This window comes from Variovorax paradoxus (assembly GCF_902712855.1).
Taxonomy (GTDB): domain Bacteria; phylum Pseudomonadota; class Gammaproteobacteria; order Burkholderiales; family Burkholderiaceae_C; genus Variovorax; species Variovorax paradoxus_Q.
Map to the genome: position 1 here is coordinate 3,385,046 of NZ_LR743507.1, position 14,882 is coordinate 3,399,927.

General features: G+C 69.2%; 13 protein-coding genes. All 13 read left to right on the top strand.

What is annotated here, in order from left to right:
• Positions 1-714 carry a 4'-phosphopantetheinyl transferase family protein gene (locus AACL56_RS15435; protein ID WP_339090682.1) on the top strand — a complete coding sequence of 238 codons (714 nt, stop codon included), beginning with the start codon at positions 1-3 and terminating at the stop codon, positions 712-714.
• Positions 711-1,529: a serine aminopeptidase domain-containing protein gene (locus tag AACL56_RS15440; protein ID WP_339090683.1), complete on the top strand. Its 819-nt coding sequence runs from the start codon at positions 711-713 to the stop codon at positions 1,527-1,529. Before AACL56_RS15435 ends, AACL56_RS15440 begins: the two co-directional genes overlap by 4 nt.
• Positions 1,522-2,448, top strand: a complete 927-nt coding sequence (locus tag AACL56_RS15445; RefSeq protein WP_339090684.1) for a hypothetical protein — start codon at positions 1,522-1,524, stop codon at positions 2,446-2,448. The genes AACL56_RS15440 and AACL56_RS15445 overlap by 8 nt, the downstream gene beginning before the upstream one ends.
• Positions 2,449-2,537: 89 nt before the next feature.
• A complete protein-coding gene (locus AACL56_RS15450; RefSeq protein ID WP_339090685.1) occupies positions 2,538-3,755 on the top strand; it encodes a polysaccharide biosynthesis/export family protein in 1,218 nt (405 codons plus the stop codon).
• Between the two features lie 34 nt (positions 3,756-3,789).
• On the top strand, positions 3,790-6,126 hold the full coding sequence (locus AACL56_RS15455) for a polysaccharide biosynthesis tyrosine autokinase (RefSeq protein WP_339090686.1): 2,337 nt from the start codon (positions 3,790-3,792) through the stop codon (positions 6,124-6,126).
• The gene (locus AACL56_RS15460; protein ID WP_339090687.1) at positions 6,123-6,839 is read left to right on the top strand and encodes a sugar transferase; all 717 of its coding nucleotides are present in this window, start codon (positions 6,123-6,125) and stop codon (positions 6,837-6,839) included. The genes AACL56_RS15455 and AACL56_RS15460 overlap by 4 nt, the downstream gene beginning before the upstream one ends.
• 76 nt (positions 6,840-6,915) lie before the next feature.
• On the top strand, positions 6,916-7,911 hold the full coding sequence (locus AACL56_RS15465; RefSeq protein ID WP_339090688.1) for a GDP-L-fucose synthase: 996 nt from the start codon (positions 6,916-6,918) through the stop codon (positions 7,909-7,911).
• A 36-nt stretch (positions 7,912-7,947) separates the two neighbouring features.
• A complete protein-coding gene (locus AACL56_RS15470; protein WP_339090689.1) occupies positions 7,948-9,264 on the top strand; it encodes a hypothetical protein in 1,317 nt (438 codons plus the stop codon).
• A gap of 13 nt (positions 9,265-9,277) precedes the next feature.
• The gene (locus AACL56_RS15475; protein ID WP_339090690.1) at positions 9,278-10,363 is read left to right on the top strand and encodes a glycosyltransferase; all 1,086 of its coding nucleotides are present in this window, start codon (positions 9,278-9,280) and stop codon (positions 10,361-10,363) included.
• On the top strand, positions 10,360-11,328 hold the full coding sequence (locus AACL56_RS15480) for a hypothetical protein (RefSeq protein ID WP_339090691.1): 969 nt from the start codon (positions 10,360-10,362) through the stop codon (positions 11,326-11,328). Before AACL56_RS15475 ends, AACL56_RS15480 begins: the two co-directional genes overlap by 4 nt.
• A gap of 48 nt (positions 11,329-11,376) precedes the next feature.
• Positions 11,377-12,312, top strand: a complete 936-nt coding sequence (locus AACL56_RS15485; protein WP_339090692.1) for a hypothetical protein — start codon at positions 11,377-11,379, stop codon at positions 12,310-12,312.
• 47 nt (positions 12,313-12,359) lie between these two features.
• Positions 12,360-13,631: a lipopolysaccharide biosynthesis protein gene (locus AACL56_RS15490; RefSeq protein ID WP_339090693.1), complete on the top strand. Its 1,272-nt coding sequence runs from the start codon at positions 12,360-12,362 to the stop codon at positions 13,629-13,631.
• Positions 13,628-14,875, top strand: a complete 1,248-nt coding sequence (locus tag AACL56_RS15495) for a glycosyltransferase WbuB (RefSeq protein ID WP_339090694.1) — start codon at positions 13,628-13,630, stop codon at positions 14,873-14,875. The genes AACL56_RS15490 and AACL56_RS15495 overlap by 4 nt, the downstream gene beginning before the upstream one ends.
• Positions 14,876-14,882 lie beyond the last annotated feature (7 nt).

The window sequence follows — 14,882 nt, forward strand, 5'->3', positions numbered from 1 at the left end:
ATGAACAGCTCCGCCTACGCCCTGTCCATCGACGCGCCGCTGTGCCGGTACGTCGACCTGGACAGCTTCACCGAACTGCTTCCCGCGCAGTTGCTGTCGGACGAAGAGTGCACGCGCGCCGCGAAATTCCGGTTTCCGGCCGACCGGCAGCGCTACGTGGCTTCGCACATCGCGCTGCGGCAGGCGCTGGCCGAATACACCGGCCTGCACCACGCGGCCCTGCAGCTGGCCACGGGCTCGTTCGGCAAGCCATCGCTGTCGGGCCATACGCGCACCCAGTTCTCGCTGAGCCACAGCCAGGGCCTGGCGCTGATCGCCGTCGGCGGGCGCGGCCCGCTGGGCGCCGATGTCGAACTGCTGCGCCCCGTGCCCGACGCGGCGGTGCTCGCCGCCGAGCACTTCACGCGGCGCGAACAGGAGGCGCTGGCCGCCCTGCCCGCGCAGGAACGCGACAAGGCCTTCCTGACCTGCTGGACCCGCAAGGAAGCCTGCCTGAAGGCCATCGGCGTGGGCCTGCTGCTCTCGCCGCAGAGCTTCGAGGTGGGCCTGGTGCCGGACAGCCGCAGCGTCGAGCTGTCGGTGGCCGGCCGCATCCTGTGGCTGGTGCTCGGCCCGGCACCCGCGCGCATGGACTGCGTCGGCTCGCTCGCCGAGTGGCGCCAGACCGAGGCTCGCACCGGGAATTCGAGCCGGCTGGCGGAGGTTCACGCATGACGTCCCTTCCGCTCATGTTCGGCCCCGCGTCGCGCCGGGTCTTCGGTGTGTTCCATCCCGCCGAGGCGGACCGCGCCGAGAACACCGCCGTGCTGATCTGCCCGCCCTTCGGGCAGGAAGGCCTGCGCACGCACCGCTTCTTCAAGGTGCTGGCCGAGCGCCTGTCGCGAACGGGCATCGCCACGCTGCGCTTCGACTTCTACGGCTCGGGCGACTCGCCCGGCGACGAGAGCGAGGGCGAGTTCGACGGCTGGCGCCGCGACCTGTGCTGCGCGCACGAGGAACTGCGCCGGCGCGCGCCGGGCGCCTCGATCGTGTGGATCGGCGCGCGGCTCGGCGCCACCCTGGCCGTGCTGGCGGCGCGCAGCGGGCGCTGCGACCCGGTGCGCCTGGTGCTGTGGGAGCCGGTGATCGACGGGCGGCGCTATGCGCGGCTGCTGCGCGAGGACCACGTGACCGCGATCGACACCACCTTCTGCATCCCGGACGTGGCCTGGCGCCGCAGCCTGGCGCAGGAACCCGACGCGCTGCCCACCGAGGCGCTGGGCACCTCGCTGTCGCCCGCGCTGCGCGCGCAACTGTCGGCGCTGGTACCCGAGTCGCTGCCTCTGACCGCGCTGCACGACACGCTGGTGCTGGCCAGTCCCGACGAGGAGCGCACCGCGCAATGGGCGGCCGACCAGCAGTCGCGCCACATGCCGGTGCGCCTGGGCTACTTCAAGCACCAGCTCGACTGGACCTCCGACCCCTACCCGAACAGCGCGATGGTTCCGGCCGATGCGCTCAACCGACTGCAGGGAGCCATTCATGAATGAAACGACACAGACACCGGTGCGCTTCGGCCCCGCCGACGCGCTGATGGGCATGCTCACCGCGCCGGTGCAGCAGGCACCGGCCGGCGTGGCCTGCCTCATGTTCAACATGGGTGCCAACCATCGCGTGGGGCCGCGCCGCATCAACGTCAAGCTGGCGCACATGCTCGCCGCGCGTGGCGTGAGCAGCCTGCGCTTCGATCTCGGCGGCGTCGGCGACAGCGACGCGCTCGACACCTCGCCCGAACTGCTGACCCGCGCGGTGCACAGCCTGCAGGCCGCCATGGACGTCGCCGAGCGCATGCTGGGCGTGCGCCAGTTCGCCATCGTCGGCATGTGCTCGGGTGTCGAGCACAGCATGGCGGCGGCCGCGGCCGACCCGCGCGTGGTGGCGGTGTCGCTGTTCGACGGCTTCGCCTTTCCCGAGCGGCGCGCCCGCTGGGAACGCAACCTGCGCCGCGCGCTGGCGGCACCCGCGCACCCGTCGTTTCCGGGCAAGGCCAAGCGCTGGCTGCAGCGCCACTTCCTGCGCAGCCACTCGACCACGCCGCTGCCGGGCTTCTTCGCAGAGAAGCGCACGCCCGACGACAACGCCGCATGGTTCAGCACCACCCTGCGCGGGCTGGTCGAGCGCAAGGTGGCGGTGCAGCTGCTGTATTCGGGCTCGCTGCACGTGTGCGACCGCGGCCGCGACCAGCTCGGCGCCCTCGGCCGCGAGTCCTACACGCAGGGCCTGCAGTACGAGTTCATGGCCGAGGTCGACCACACCGTGTGCACCGAGCGCGGCCAGCAGCTCTTCCTGAAGTCGGTCGGCGACTGGGTCACCGACCGCTGTTTCGGTGCCAGCACCGAGCGGCGCAGCCAGAGCCGTCCGCACGCCGGCACCGAACACGCCATGCCCACCACCTGGGCCGCGCCCTGAAACGCGGCATCCATTTGAAGCCCTTCCGTCTTCAGCCTTTTTTTTCTTCCCGCTCACCCCACCGTCAACCGGCCGTCAAGGAGATCACCATGCAACGCCCCGATCCAGCGACGCAGACATGCGCCAAGCGCCCCCTCACAGTCAGCGCCAGGGCCAAGGCCCGGATCGACAGCCGGCTGCGATGGCTGGGCCTGGCCCTGCTGCTGTCGCTCGGGATGATCGCGCTGTCAGGCTGCGCACCGGGATTCGGCAGCGTGGGCCCGCTGGGCTTCACCAGCACCACCGGCGACAGCACGGCCTCGGCCGAGAGCAACAGGATCATCCCGATCACGCCCGACCTGATCCGCTCGCAGATGGCCGCCAGGCCGACGACCGTGCCCGAGAACGTGAAGCGGCTGTTCGCCAAATCGCCGGTCTACACCATCGGGCCGGGGGACGTGGTCGGCATCATCGTGTACGACCATCCCGAGCTGCTGCCGAACGCCGGCGCGGTCATCGCGCAGCAGTCCGACCCGACGGGCGTGAGCGTGGCGCCGGGCTTCATCGTCGGCGCCAACGGCGAGATCAGCTTCCCGTACATCGGCCGCACCAAGGTGCAGGGCCTGACCGAAGCCGGAGCGTCGGAGCTGATCGCCAGCCGCATCCAGAAGTTCATCAAGGAGCCGCAGGTCACGGTGCGCATCCAGTCGTTCCGCAGCCAGCGCGCCTACGTGCAGGGCGAGGTCCGCACGCCCGGCCTGCAGATCTTCACCGACGTGCCGATGACGCTGTCGGAGGCCATCAGCCGCGCCGGCAGCTTCACCACGGCGGGTGACCGCGCCCGCATCACGCTCACGCGCGGCGGCGTCTCCACCGTGGTGGACATGACGGCGCTCCAGGCCGCGGGCATGGACGGCAACAGCATCCCGCTGCGCAACGGCGACGTGGTGAACGTCGGCACCCGCGAGGACAGCCGGGTGTACGTGATGGGCGAGGTGCGTTCGCCCTCGCCGCTGCAGATGCGCATGAACGGCCGCCTGAGCCTGAACGAGGCGCTCGGCGACGTCGGCGGACCCGACCTGCTTGCGGCCGATCCGGCGCAGATCTACGTGGTGCGCAACTCGCCCGACAACCTCGACGTGCAGCAGATCTTCAACCTCAACGCGAAGAACCCTGCAGCGCTCGCGCTGGCCGACCGCTTCGAGCTGATGCCGCGCGACGTGGTCTACGTGGACCGCGTGCCGCTGGCCACGTGGAACCGCGTGATCAGCCTGATCCTGCCGTCGGCACAGGTCGTCAACCTCTCCCGCGACACCGCGCGCCGGTGAGTTCTCCACCCCTCCACACGAAAAGGTGAACCCCATGAACGCGCGTTGGCAACCCTCGCTCCCGGGCCCCGCGGCCACACCCGTCACGGTGCTCGAGACGACCGCCTGGCCCCGGGAATCGCGGCTGCGGGAATGCATCGACATCCTGATCGACAGCCGCTGGCTGATCGCCACCATCACCGTGCTGGCGCTGCTGATCGGGGTGGGCTATGCCCTCTTCGGCCCGCGCGTGTACGAGGCCAACATCCTGATCCAGGTGGAAGACTCGGAACGCTCCAGCGGCAACTTCCCTGGCGACGCGAACGGCGGCGGCGGCATCAACGTGAAGACGCCGACCACCGGCGAGACCGAGATCCTGCGCTCGCGCATGGTGCTCGGCCAGGCGATGGAGAACACCCGCCTCTACATCAGCGCGAAGCCGCGCTACATCCCGGTGGTGGGCGAGTTCCTCGCGCGCCATTCGAACCGCCTGTCGACCCCCGGCATCTTCGGCATGGGCAACTATGTCTCGGGCACCGAGCGCATCGCCGTCGCCCAGATGGACGTGCCGGCCGCCTTCGAGGGCAAGAAGTTCACGCTGGTCGCGGGGGACGGCGGCAACTACACGCTGACCAACCCCGACCTCGAGACACCGCTGAAGGGCACCGTCGGCGTGCCGCTGGACGCCGCCGTGCCCGGCGGCACCGTGCACCTGCTGGTGGGCTCCTTCGACGCCGAGCCCGGCGCCGCCTTCGAGCTGGAGCGCAAGTCCAAGCAGCTCACCCTGCTGAACCTGCAGAAGGACCTGCGCGTGGTCGAGAAAGGCAAGCAGTCGGGCGTGATCGACGTCAGCCTGCAGGCCGAGGACCGCGGCCAGCTGGCCGACATGCTCAACGAGATCTCGCGCCTTTACGTGCGGCAGAACATCGACCAGAAGACGGTGCAGGCCGAGCGCGCACTGGCGTTCCTGGGCACCGAGCTGCCCAGGTTCAAGGCGCAGCTGGAGCAGTCGGAAGACAGCTACAACCAGTACCGCAACCAGAACGGCACCATCAGCCTGGACGACGAGGCCCGCAATGCCCTCGCGCAGAACGTGGACCTGCAGGCCAAGCTGCTCGACGCGAAGCAGAAGCGGCTGGACCTGGTGGGCCGCTTCACCTCCGCGCACCCGATGGTGCAGACGCTCGACACGCAGATCGCCTCGCTCAAGAAGGAACTGGGCTCGGTCGACGGGCGCATCCGCCGCATGCCCATGCTGCAGCAGAACTCGCTGCGCATGCAGCGCGACATCAAGGTCAACACCGACCTGTACGCATCGCTGCTGAACAGCTCGCTGCAGATGCGCCTGGCCAAGGAGGGCAAGGTCGCCAACGTGCGCGTGCTCGACCAGGCGCTGGTGGCCGAGAAGCCGGTGCGTCCGAAGCCGCTGATCGTGGTGGCGCTGGCGCTGGCCGGCGGGCTGTTCCTCGGTGGCGCCGCGGCGCTGGCACGCAAGAACCTCAAGCGCTCCATCGAAAACCCCCAGGACATCGAGGCCGTCACCGGCCTGAGCGTGTACAGCTCGATTCCGCTGAGCACCCAGCAGCGCGTGCTCGACCGCGCGGTGCGCGCGGGCAAGCCCGGCGTGAAGGTGCTGGCCGCGCTGCACGTGGAAGACCCGGCGCTGGAAGGCCTGCGCCGCCTGCGCACCGCGCTGAAGTTCGTGATGCTGGGCGCACCCAACAACCGGATCATGATCTCCAGCGCCACCGCCGGCGCGGGCAAGACCTTCGTGTCGTCGAACTTCGCCACGCTGCTGGCCACCTCCGGCAAGCGCGTGCTGCTGATCGACGGCGACCTGCGCCGCGGCACCCTGAGCGAGGAGTTCGGCCTGCAGCGCAAGGACGGCCTGTCGGACGTCATCACCGGCGACGTGCCGCTGGAGCAGGGCATCCATCACCACGTTCTGCTGAACCTCGACGTGATGAGCGCGGGCACGCTGCATCCCGACCCCGCCGGTCTCATGACCAGCGACTCGTTCGCCCACACGCTGGCCACGCTGTCCTCGCGATACGACGTGGTGGTGGTCGACGCGCCGCCCGCCCTGCTGGCCTCCGAGACCGCCGCGATGGCGCCGAGCATGGGCACGCTGCTGCTCGTCGCGCGTGCCGACATGAGCGAGATGGGCGAGCTGGTGGAAAGCGGCAAGCGCCTGGCCCACGTGGGCGCGGCCTTCCACGGCGTCGTGTTCAACGCGGTCGACACCACGCAGCGCCAGAACCGCAACTACGGCTATGGCTACTACGGCGCCGGCGCGCCGGCCGCGCGGCGCGAGCCCGCCTACGCACTGGACACCTCCACCGCCGACACCGTGATGCCGAAGCGCATCGAACCGGAGCACGCAGGATCATGAACACGCTGCAGTCCACCTCCACCACCCGGCGCGCCGCCGACGGCACGGGCGCCGGCGCGGCGGCCAACACGCCCGTCTACGGGCCGATCGGCGGCGCGCTCTGGCTGCGCTGCGCCAAGCGCGCAGCCGACATCCTGATGGCCGGTTCGTTCTTCCTGTTCTTCGGCTGGGCCTACGCGCTCATCTGGCTCGGCGTGCTCTACACCTCCGGCGGGCCGGCCATCTACATGCAGCCGCGTTTCGGCAAGGACGGCAAGGTCTTCAAGTTCTACAAGTTCCGCTCGATGGTGGCCGACTCCGAGGCGGTGCTGGCGCGACACCTGCGCGAGAACGAGGCCGCGCGCCGCGAGTGGGCCATGTACCAGAAGCTGGTGCACGACCCGCGCATCACCCGCTTCGGCGCCATCCTGCGCAAGTACAGCATCGACGAGTTCCCCCAGTTCTGGAACGTGCTCAAGGGCGACATGAGCATGGTCGGCCCGCGCCCCTGCATGTTCACGCAGAAGCACCTGTACGGCGACTACTGGGACCACTACTGCGCGGTGCGCCCCGGCATCACCGGCCTGTGGCAGATCAGCGGCCGCAACGAGATCAGCTACCGCCGCCGCGCGGCGATGGACGCCGAGTACGTGGCGCACCTGTCGCTGTGGCGCGACCTCGTGATCCTGCTGAAGACCTTCGGCGTGGTGACCGGGGCGCGCGGGTCGCGCTAGGCGCACCGCCAGCCGCACGTGGCTCCGATTTCGATTTCGTCTCCCTGGAACTTCAACTTCTTCACCGAAAGCACATATGCGAGTCTTTGTTGCTGGTCATCGCGGAATGGTGGGTCAGGCGACCGCAAGGCGCCTGCGCGAAATGGGCCATGAGGTCGTGACACGAACCCGCTCCGAACTCGACCTCCTCGACCAGGCGGCCGTGGCCCGCTTCTTCGCGGCAGAGCAGATCGACCAGGTCTACCTCGCCGCAGCCAAGGTCGGCGGCATCCACGCCAACATGACGTATCCGGCGCAATTCATCTACGAGAACCTGATGATCGCCACCAACGTCACGCACCAGGCCTTCCTGGCGGGCGTGAAGCGGCTGCTGTTCCTGGGCTCCAGTTGCATCTATCCGCGGCTGGCCGAGCAGCCGATCCGCGAGGAATACCTGCTCAACGGCAAGCTCGAACCCACCAACGAGCCCTATGCGATCGCCAAGATCGCGGGCCTCAAGCTGTGCGAGAGCTACAACCGCCAGTACGGCGCGACCCACGGCATCGACTACCGCAGCGTCATGCCGACCAACCTGTACGGCCCTGGTGACAACTACCACCTCGAGAACAGCCACGTGGTGCCGGCGCTGATCCAGCGCTTTCACCTGGCCAAGATCAGCAACGCGCCCAGCGTTCTGATCTGGGGCAGTGGTCGGGCACGGCGTGAGTTCCTCTACGTCGACGACATGGTCGAAGGCTGCCTCGAGGTCATGAAGCTGTCGCGCGCCGACTACGACCAGCAGACCGATGCGATGCGCGGCCACATCAACCTCGGCACCGGCGAGGATGTGTCGATCGCCGAACTCACCGAACTGATCCGCGACGTGGTCGGCTACACCGGCAGCATCCGCTACGACCTCGCGCAGCCCGACGGCGCGCCGCGCAAGCTGCTCGACGTATCGCGCGCCGACAACCTCGGCTGGCACGCCACGGTGCCGCTGGCCGAGGGACTGCGCCGCACCTACGCCGACTACCAGACGGCGATCCGTCCGGTCGAGGAATCCGACCCGATGCACGCCCACGCACACGCCTGAGCGCAACGACCCACCCCACACCCTCCAGGGCCCACCATGCGAACCCTCTCCTTCTGGTCCGGCATCGTCTGCGCGCTGCTGTGCGGCCTGGTCGACCCGGTGTGGGGCTATGTGGCGGTGTTCGCGCTGTCGCTGGTCCAGCTCGCGCTGCTGGGCTCGTCCGGCGGCAGCGTGTTCCTGCTGATTCACTACGCGACGATCCTGACGTACTTCTCGCTGGCGCCGGCGATGCAGATCTCGCACGACGTCGATTTCTGGGAAGCCGGACTCATGAGCACCTCGGCGCATACGCAGGCGCTGGTGCTGCTCGTCCTGTACATGGCCGGCGTGGAGGCCGCGCGGCTGGGCGTGCCCGACGGGCCGGCGCACCAGCCCGGACGCCACGACCGGCAGCTGGCCGGCGTCGCCCATCCGCTGTTGCTTCTGCTGAGCTGCTCGCTGGCCGCCTTCGCCGCGCTGTTCATCCGGCCCGACCTCAACTTCATGGCACGCGGCCTCTCGGGCGATGAGGAAAACATGCCGCTGGACTTCATCGTCTATTCGACGCTGCCCAAGCTGGTGGTGCTGATGTGCTTCGTGGCGCTCGCCATCCACGCGGTGCGCCGGCGCACGGCGTGGTCCTGGTGCGCGGCGGCGCTGGCGTTCGCGCTGGCGATGATCGCGGCCAACCCGGTCAACACGGCCCGCCAGGTGCTGCTGATCGGGCTCCTGCCGCTGCTCATCCATGCGCTGGGCCGCCACCGCCGCTGGCTGCTGGGCGCCGTGATCTTCGGCGCCATCGCGGGGCTGGGTCCGGTGTTCAACCTCATCTCGCGCGGCAGCATGTGGGGCGAGGAGCTCACGACCTTTCCCTTCAGCCCGGACTTCGACGCGATGTTCGTGGTCGCCGGCATTCTCGAGCGCGCGCCGATCCCGGACCTGGGCTGGGGCCGCTACCTGCTCTCGGCGTTCTCGTTCTTCCTGCCGCGCGACCTGAAGATGTTCCCTGACTTCGACCCGCTCGGCTGGTCGGCCATCCTGGGCAACTTCTCGCAGAGCAACCTGTCGCTGCCGCCCTTCACCACGGCGTACTTCGACTTCGGCTTCGCCGGGCCGGCCCTGCTGGGCATCGCGATTTCGGCGGGCTTTCGCATCGTCGACCGCGCCGTCGATCCGAACCGCGCGCTGTCGAGCGGCTACCTGTCGGCGCTGGTGCTGCTGGCCGCCTACGTGCCTTTCATGCGCGGCCCGATCCTGGGCTGGGGGCCGTTCGCCGCCTCCGGCGTGATCGCCGCCGTGATCGCCGGTGCCCTGAGTGCCCGCGCCCGCCGTCCCCAGCGGCGGATCGTGCGCCAGGGCCTTCCGAGTGCGTAAGGAACAGAGCGCCATGGCCACCTACCTCTACTACGACACCATCCGCCTCAACAAGGGCGCCGGCGGCGTGCTCAACATGTCGGACGTGCTGCTGCGCCACATGCGCCTGTCGCGCGACGACCGGGTGGAATCCGTCAGCGAACGGCATCCGCGCCTGTATGCGCTGGCCGAGCGGCTGAAGATCAGCCGCTTCGTGCTCGACACGCTGCTCTACAACTTCCATCGCCTGCGCATGCTGCTGACCGGCGAGCAGCTGTTCTCGGTGTTCCCCAACTACTTCCTGCCGTTCACGCTGCTCGGGCGGCACCGCGACGCGATCGTGGTGGTGCACGACCTGCAGTACAAGGCATACCCGCAGTACTTCAAGCGCACGAAGCGGCTGTTCCTCGACTGGAACCTGTGGCGCGCGGCGCGCAGCGAAGCGGACGTGGTCTTCATCAGCCGCAGCAGCCAGCAGGACTTCGAGCGCCATTTCGGCCGTTGCGAGCACTCGGCGGTCATCTTCAACCCGGTGGACGCGCCGCGGGTCGCCGCGGCAGAACCGTCTTCGAACGGCGCGCCGCCCGAGCGCTACCTGATCGCGGCCTACCACTACTACCCGCACAAGAACTTCGGCGGCATCCTGGCGCTGTTCGAGCGCATGAAGCGCGCCGGGCTGGTCGACTTCCTCGACATCACCGGCAACGGCGCGGCCGAGGTGGAGCGCATGGTCTCGGCGCTGGCGCCCGAGGTGCGCGGCTTCGTGCGGCACCGCGGCCTGGTGTCGCGCGAGGAGCTGCTGCGGCTGTACACGGGCGCCACGGCGTTCATCTCTCTGTCGACCTTCGAGGGCTTCAACCTCTCGGCGGCAGAGGCTGCCACGCTGGGCGTTCCGCTGCTGCTGTCGGACATCCCGGTGCACCGCGAACTGTTCGCCGGCTACGGCTTCTTCGTGGGCAGCGCTGGCAGCGATCCGTACCGGCTCGCCAAGTACCTGGCGCTGCACGAACGCACACAGCCGTCATGGACGCATGCCGCCGCCTGCGCGCCTTCGGCGATCGCGGGGCGCTACCTGATGCTCAAGCGCGGCACGCTGTCTTTCGAACGGGTGACGCCATGATGTCCTTCGCCACCGCCCCCCGCTGCGTCATCCGGCGCTTCATTGCTGCACTGCTGCTCGCGGCCGCACCGCTGGCCGGTCATGCACAACCGGCCACCGTGGCAGACGCACCGCCGATGCCGGGCTTCGGCGTGATGGTGCACTACCTGCCCGACAAGCAGAACGTCAACGAGATCAAGCGCTTCGACGTCGAGGCCTTCGCGTCGGCGCTGGCGGACATGCGCGCGTCGCACCTGATCCTGACGGTCGGGCAGAACAGCGGGCAATACATCGCGCCCAACTCCGCGCTCGAGGTTTTGTGCCCCGGCAGCGCAAAGAACCGCCCGCCGCGCGACCTGCCGCTGGAGATCGGCCAGGCGCTGCGCAGCCGCGGCATCGCGCTGATCCTCTACCTGCCGTTCCGAGCGCCGCAGGAAGACCGTGCGCTCATGAGCTGCCTGGGCGACGTGAACGAACAGCAGCCGCCGCCCGCGCGCTTCATCGCGGCGTGGTCGAGCGTGATCCGCGACTGGTCCGAACGCTACGGCGCGCTCGTCAGCGGCTGGTGGTTCGACGGCACCTACAACACCCATGGCATCACGCCGGCGGGCTGGGACATGCTGTGCAGCGCCTCGCGCGCCGGCGGCGGCAACCGCTGGCTGGCGTTCAACGCCGGCGAAGGCGCGCAGCGCTTCGCCCTCAAGTCGGCCCCCTGCCAGAACCTGATGGCCGGCGAATACATGGAACCGCCGGAGCACCTGTCGAAGGGGCAGTCGGAACTGGTGCTGCATGTGCTGACCCCGCTCGCCGCCTCATGGGGCAGCCCGACACCGGCGCGCTGGTCGGCCTCGCAGCTGCGCACCTGGATCTCCGACACGGCCAGCGCCCGTGGCCTCTTCACGCTGGACATGCCCATCGATGCCGCAGGCCGCTTCGTTCCCGCGCACGTCGCGCTGGTGAAGAGCGTCACCTCGCGCAAGCCCTGACCGGCCCCGCCCCGCGCCGTCATGTTTTCCCAACCTCAACCCAACGTCATGAACCCCACCCTGCCCTTCATCGTCGTGGAAGACCGCCAGAACAAGACGCTCGCCGCGTGCCGCGAATCGGCAGCGCGGGCGGGCGAGCCGCTCCTCGTGCTCGCCGAGACCGACGCCGGCCCGGCTTACGAGCGCTTCTGCCGCTCGTACGTGCACCTGTCGAGCAACACGCCGGAGTTCGAGAAGATCTGCTTCCGGCGTTACTTTCTCCTCGCGCAGTTTCTGGAATCCAACCCGGATGTCGGCGCTTTCGTGCTGATCGACAGCGACGTGCTGCTGTTCGACGGTGTCGGCGGGCATGTCGCCCGGCTCGTGGGCAAGTCCGATTTCTCGGGCTCCAGCATGCAGAGCGCGGACGGCTGGAACCCCTGCCAGATCTCGCCGCACGTGAGCTACTGGACCGCCAACGGTCTGCGGCGCTTCGTGGCCTACGTGCTCGACAGCTACGCCACGCCCTCGGGCCGCCGCAAGCTGCGCGAGATCGCGGCGCGCTTCGCCGCGCGCGGGGTGCGCGGCGGCGTTTCGGACATGACGCTGCTCTATCTCTGGGCGCGCGCCACCGGCAACGACGCCCCGATCAACCGCGTGCACGAGGGCATGGTCATCGACCACAACATCAACGGCACGCACAACCACCAGCTGCGCGAGTTCAAGGTGCTCGGCGGCGCCAAGCGCGTCACCTTCGGCGAAGGCAAGGCCTGGCTCAGCAACACCGCCGACAGCGGCCTGACCCGCGTGGTGGCGCTGCACTTCCAGGGCAGCGCCAAGATGGCCATGCCCTACGCGCTGCACGGCCACATGCGCACCGTGGCGGCCGTGACCTATGCCATGCAGATGGCGCGCACGGCCAAGAACCGGGCGTTCCGCGCCGGCAACCTGCTGCGCCGCCTGTTCGATGCGCGCCGCGTTCCGCACGCGTCGGCAAGCAAGTAGGCAGCCCGGCAAGCGCAACACGCAACCACACCACAGCGGCCGATGCCATGAAACCCTCCAGCCCATCCCTCACGCTGCCCGGCGCGCGCATCGCCTGGCTCTCGGGCCTGGGTGCGCTCGCGTCGCGGCTGTACGTGTACCTGTCGGGTTTCCTGGCCATCTTCCTGATGGCGGCGGCCATTTCGCCGGCCCGCTTCGGCGAGTACTCCATCTACCAGTCGGTGCTGGAGGTGGCGCTGGTGCTCGGCACGCTGGGCAGCTCGCTGCTGTTCTCGCGCAACGCCGCGCCCGCGCAACCGGGCACGGCACCGCGCGTGACGCGCGGCGACGTGGTGCGCACGCTGGCCATCGGGCTGCCGCTGGCCACGGTGCTGGTCACCGTGATCCTTGCGATCCAGCGCATGCCGGTGGGCGACGCGCCCTTCGTGCTGCTGGTTGCCACGCTCGCGGTGTTCGCCTTCAACAGCCTGCGCCTGTCGTTCAGCCGCGGCCTTGGCCATGCGGGGCTGCTCAACCTCGAGGCCGGCGTGCGCTCGACCATCCTGGTCGCCGGCGTGGGCATCTGCGCCGCGCTGCACTTCGACCTGGGCGTGGCGCACCTGCTGCTCATCAACCTGTTCGCGGTGGTGGTGGTCTGCGCCGCCATCGGCCTGCCGGGCAACGGCGCGGCACCGCCGCCCGGACGGCATGCGCTCAGCCTCGTCTCGCAGGCCAGCGCGACCGTGTATTCGCTGCTCACCTTCCTGCTGCGCAAGTCCGACCTGCTGATCGTCGCGTACTTCATGCCGCTGAGCTATGTGGGCGCCTTCAAGCTGGCCTTCCTCCTGGCGGAGGCGCCATCGCAGTTCGTGCAGGCCTACCTCGTCACCAAGACGCCCGCCATGCTGGAGACCAGCCCGGAGAACTTCACCGCAGCAAAGCTGCGGCTCGCGCGGCATTCGTTCCTGCTGGGGTGCGGGCTCTTCGTGGGGCTGGCGGTCGTCATCTCGGTGGCCGCGCCGCTGCTCAAGCTCGGCAACGAGGCTCGCGCCATCTTCCTGTGCATTGCGCCCTACTTCCTGCTGCGCACCTACACGATCCACCACGAGATGGTGCTGTCGCTGAAGACGTCGATGGGGTCGCTCGGCCGCTGGGCCCTGCTGGAGGTGGCGCTGCGCCTCGCGTCCTACGCGGCGGTGGTGGCCGTCTTTCCGGACAAGCCGCACTACGTCTTCTTCATTGCCTGCGTGTCCGACCTCGCGCTGTACGAGACGCGCATGCGGCTGCAGTTCGGTTTCTTCCCCATCGTGCGCCTGCTCGCGCGCCGGAGCGCGCCATGAAGATCCTCGTGTACTCGATGAACTTCATGCCCGAGCTCGCAGGCATCGGCAAGTACTCGGGCGAGATGGCCGAGTGGCTGCATGCACGCGGGCACGAGGTGCGTGTGATCGCGTCGCCGCCCTTCTTTCCGCAGTGGTCGGTGTTCGAAGGCCATTCGGCCCGGGCCTGGCGCACGAGCAACTGGAACGGCATCAGGATCTTCCGCTGCCCGACCTGGATCCCCGCCAGGCCGCGCGCCCTGGGACGCATCGCGCACCTGCTGTCGTTCACGCTGTCGAGCATCCCGGTGCTGCTGGCGCAGGTGCGCTGGAAGCCGGACGTGGTGTTCGTGGTCGAGCCGCCGGTGTCCTGCGCGCCGGCCGCGCTGTGCTTCTCGAAGCTGCTGGGCATCCGCTCCTGGCTGCACATCCAGGACTACGAGGTCGATGCCGCCTTCGACCTAGGCTGGCTGCGCGGCGAGCGCGTGCGCCGCTTCGCGCAGGTCGCCGAGCGCTGGCTGATGCGCCGCTTCGACCGCGTCTCGAGCATCTCCTCGACCATGTGCGCCAGGGCCCGCGAAAAAGGCGTGGACGAGCAGCGGCTGGTGATGTTCCCGAACTGGGTCGACATCCAGGCGATCCAGCCGGTCGTGCGCCCGCACATGGGCGAAGCGGTGCCGACGCAAGGCTACCGTGCCGAGCTGAACATCCCCGCCAAGGCGGTGGTGGTGCTCTACGCCGGCAGCCTCGGCAGCAAGCAGGGCATCGAGCTGCTGGCCGAGGCGGCAGGCCTGCTGGTGTGCTCGCACGACATCCACTTCGTGTTCTGCGGCAACGGACCGAGCCGCGCATCGCTGATGGACGCCTGTGCAGGGCTGCCCAACGCCCACTTCCTCGACCTGCAGCCGGCCGAGAGGCTCAGCGAGCTGCTGGGCATGGCCGACATCCACGTGCTGCCCCAGCGCGCCGATGCCGCCGACCTCGTCATGCCGTCGAAGCTCGGCGGCATGTTCGCCAGCGGCCGCTCGGTGATCGTCACCGCGCATGCCGCCACCGCCCTCGGCGAGGCCGTGCAGGGACGCGGCGTGGTGGTCGAGCCCGGCGACGCGGCCGCATTGGCAGACGCCATCGAGCAGCTCTCGATGTCGCCGTCGACACGCGAGCTGCTGGGTGCGGCCGGCCGGCGCTTCGCCGAGGCCGAGCTGGACCGCAACGTCATCCTGCAGCGCCTCGAAGAGGAACTGCAGCGCTGCATCGCCCGCTGACCGGGGC